General features: G+C 71.9%; 4 protein-coding genes. All 4 read right to left on the minus strand.

Going from position 1 to position 3,305, the window contains the following annotated elements; translation table 11 throughout:
• Positions 1-543 (minus strand): FecR family protein (locus P409_RS30030; protein ID WP_161790497.1); only part of this gene is annotated, 543 nt, incomplete at its 3' end.
• Positions 544-890: 347 nt separating this feature from the next.
• Complete coding sequence (locus P409_RS30035; protein ID WP_034847060.1) at positions 891-1,406, minus strand: sigma-70 family RNA polymerase sigma factor; 516 nt, start codon at positions 1,404-1,406, stop codon at positions 891-893.
• 130 nt (positions 1,407-1,536) lie between these two features.
• Entirely contained in the window at positions 1,537-2,601 is a 1,065-nt protein-coding gene (locus P409_RS30040) for a dipeptidase (protein WP_034847065.1), read from the minus strand.
• 82 nt (positions 2,602-2,683) lie between these two features.
• Positions 2,684-3,305, minus strand: a 622-nt coding sequence (locus P409_RS30045) for a substrate binding domain-containing protein (protein ID WP_034847063.1), incomplete at its 5' end; no start/stop codon positions are given.

The following is a 3,305-nucleotide window of genomic DNA, read 5'->3' on the forward strand; positions in this document are numbered from 1 at the left end:
GCCGGCCCAGCGATGGACCACGAACTGGGTGCCGAGGGCGGTGCTGCGCCCCGGCCCGGCCGAGACGCGGAACGGCCGGGCCGGATCCTTCGCCACGGTGAACAGCGCCCGGCCGCGGTCGAGCGAGACCTCCCGCAGCGAATCCGAGAAGGCCAGCGACAGGGCCGAGCCGGCGTCGAGATCGACCCGGGTGCCATCCTCCAGCACCACCGTGCGCAGCTCGCCGGTGCCGGTCCAGATATCGCTGGTCAGGGCCGCCGGCAGGCCGGTCAGCGCCACCACCCCGCCGAGCCCGGCGAAGGCCAGGCCGCCGGCCAGGACCCGGCGCCGGCCGAGCAGCAGCGCCTTTGCCGGTTGCGCCGTGCGGGGCCGCGGGTCGGGGATGCGGCCGAGATCCGCCCACAGCCCGGCCAGGACATCGATCTCGCGGCCATGCGCCGGATCGGCGGCCAGCCAGGCCTCGAAGGCGGTGCGGTCGGCGGCCGAGGCCTCGCCGGAATTGATCCGGACGAACCATTCAAGAGCCTGGTCCTCAGCCCGCATCTCTCGCACCCGATGTGGCCTGCGTTGCCTTGCGCGAGGTGAATGCGGCTCCGGCGGCGAAGAGCGTATAGGGACATACGGTCGAGCCGCCCGGGCCGCAGGCGCCCGCCGCAAGGCAACCCTTCGGCCGGTTGAAGACGCCGGCAGGGTGCGTCGCCGCGCTTGCCCGATGCGCTGCATCGCGCCGCGCACGGCTCCTGCCCTGCCGGCGTCTTCAACCGGCGCAGGCCACATCGGGTGCGAGAGATGCGGGCTACTGGGCTGGAGATCCATGGTCATGTCTTCGGTCGTTCGCGGCGGTGCCCGTCAGCAAAGACGAATCCGCCAGGCCCTTCCCTCACCTTCCGTCAGTCGAGCAGGTCGCGCATGCGGTCGCGGCAATGGGCCAGGGCCTTCATCACATGCTTCTCCACCATGCTCTTCGAGATGCCGAGCCGCGCGGCGATCTCGCCATGGCTCAGCCCGTCGAATTTGTGCAGCAGGAACACCTCCCGGCATTTCGGCGGCAGCTCCGCCACCGCGCGCCCCAGCACCTGCAGCCGCTGGCGGTGGTCCAGCACCGCATCCGCGCCCGGCGCGTCGCAGGGGCGGTCGTCGCCGAGCTCGGCCGGCGCCAGGGTGCGGGCCCGCGCCGCGTCGCTGCGCAGCCGGTCTTTCGCGAGGTTGTCGGCGATGCGGAACAGATAGGCCTGGGGGTTCTGCAGCTCCGGCACCGCCTCGGCCCGGCGCAGCCGCAGCCAGGTGTCCTGGGCCACGTCCGCCGCCGCGCTGGGGCTGCCCAGCCGGCGGGTCAGATGGCGCAGCAGCTCCTGGTAGTGGCGCGTCAGCAGCGCCAGCAGCGAGGACCGATCCTGCTCGGCCATCCGACCCTGATTTCACCCCCGGAACGAGATGGGCGCGACCTTAGTTCAAATGCAAATCATTCGCAATTGCGGATTTGCACCGGTTGCTGGAGGCAGGCAGCCGCAGCCTTTTGCCGCGGCCGCCCCTCGATCAGCCGCCCCAGGTGCGCTCCAGCACCCCGAACCAGTTCTCGGTGCCCAGCTTGCGCAGCAGCGCATCGTTGTAGCCATGGGCGCGCAGCGCCTCGAACAGCCGCGGCAGCCCGGCCACGTCCCTGATCGCCGCCGGCACCGTGGCGCCGTCATAATCGGAGCCCATGCCGACCCCGTCCTCGCCCAGCCGCTCGATCAGCGCGTCGAGGTGCCGGACCATGACCTCGAGATCGGTGTCGGCGTTCATCGACCCGTCGGGACGCAGGAAGGCGGTGGCGAAGTTGAGGCCGACCATGCCGCCGCTCTCGCGGATCGCGTCGAGCTGCCGGTCAGTCAGGTTGCGCGCATGCGGGCAGACCGAATGGGCGTTGGAATGGGTCGCGACCAGCGGCGCCGAGGACAGTTCCGCCACGTCCCAGAAGCCCTTCTCGTTCAGATGCGACAGGTCGATCAGGATGCGGCGCTCGTTGCACAGCCGCACCAGCTCGCGCCCGGCATCGGTCAGGCCCGGCCCGGTGTCCGGCGTGCTCGGGAAGGTGAAGGGCACGCCGTGGCCGAAGGCGTTCGGCCGGCTCCAGACGATGCCGAGCGACCGCAGACCGGCGGCGTACAGCACGTCGAGCATGCGGAAATCGGTGTCGATCGCCTCGCAGCCCTCGATGTGGAACACCGTGGCCAGCGAGTCGCGGGCGATGGCGGCCCGGATCTCGCCGACGCTGCGGCAGACGCTGAGGCCCCCTGCCCGCTCCAGCCGCAGCAGGATCGACGCCATGGCGATGGTCGAGGCCTGGGCGTCGGCCAGTCCCAGCTCCGGCGGCAGCGGCACGGTGTAGCTGCCGCCCTGCATCCGGTCGATCGGGCTGCCGGAGCCCTGCACCGGCGGCGGGAAGATCGCGAACATGCCGCCGACGAAACCGCCTTTTCGCGCCCGCGGGAGGTCGAGATGGCCGGTCGTGGTGCCCTCGATGAAAGCGGTCTCTGCCGAGGCCGCGTGGGACTTCAGGAGGCGCAGCAGGACGTCGTTATGCCCGTCGAACACGGGAATGGGCGCAGGCTCGGTCATCGGGTCCATCATCTCGGGAGCGCGGCCACGTGTCGGCCGGATGTCCGCGAGTTGAGCAGCCCCGGCGCACCCTGGCAAGGCGTCATGGCTCGCCCAGCCGCCGGGCGGCGACGCGCAGCTCGGCGCCCAGCACGTCGAGGAAGGCACGGGTCTTCGGCGCCAAATGCCGGGCCGAGGGGAATACCGCCTGCAGCGGCGAGGCCGGCGACTGCCAGCCCTCCAGCACCCGGACCAGCCGGCCGGCGGCCAGGTCCCCGGCCACGTACCAGATCGACTTCAGCACGATGCCGGCGCCGGCCAGCGCCGCCTCATGCGCCACCTCGCCGTCATTGCTCATGATCGCGCCGGAGACGGCGACCTCGACCGGCGGCTCGCCCGGCCGCGCGAAGCTCCATTCCGTCATCGGCGGGTCGCCATAGACGATGCAGGAATGGCCGGCCAGATCCGCCGGCGTTTCCGGGCGGCCCCGCCGGGCCAGGTAGTCCGGCGCGGCGCAGGCCACCCGCCAGTTCGGCGCCAGCTCCCGCGCCATCAGCGTGCTGTCGGGCAGCGCCGCCTGGCGGATGGCGATGTCTATGCCGGCCTGCACCAGGTCCAGCACCGCGTCGGTGGCGGTCACCTGCACCCGCACCTCCGGGCAATCCGCCTGGAAGCGGGCCAGGATCGGCGCGATCCAGCGCCGGGCAAAGGCGGCCGTGGTGGTC

This window comes from Inquilinus limosus MP06 (genome assembly GCF_000767795.1).
In the GTDB taxonomy this organism is placed as follows: domain Bacteria; phylum Pseudomonadota; class Alphaproteobacteria; order DSM-16000; family Inquilinaceae; genus Inquilinus; species Inquilinus limosus_E.

What these genes read in the sequence shown, in the direction of transcription:
- P409_RS30035 (WP_034847060.1), bottom strand. Translation starts at nt 1,406, where the DNA reads ATGGCCGAGCAGGATCGGTCCTCGCTGCTGGCGCTGCTGACGCGCCAC.
- P409_RS30040 (WP_034847065.1), bottom strand. Translation starts at nt 2,601, where the DNA reads ATGACCGAGCCTGCGCCCATTCCCGTGTTCGACGGGCATAACGACGTC.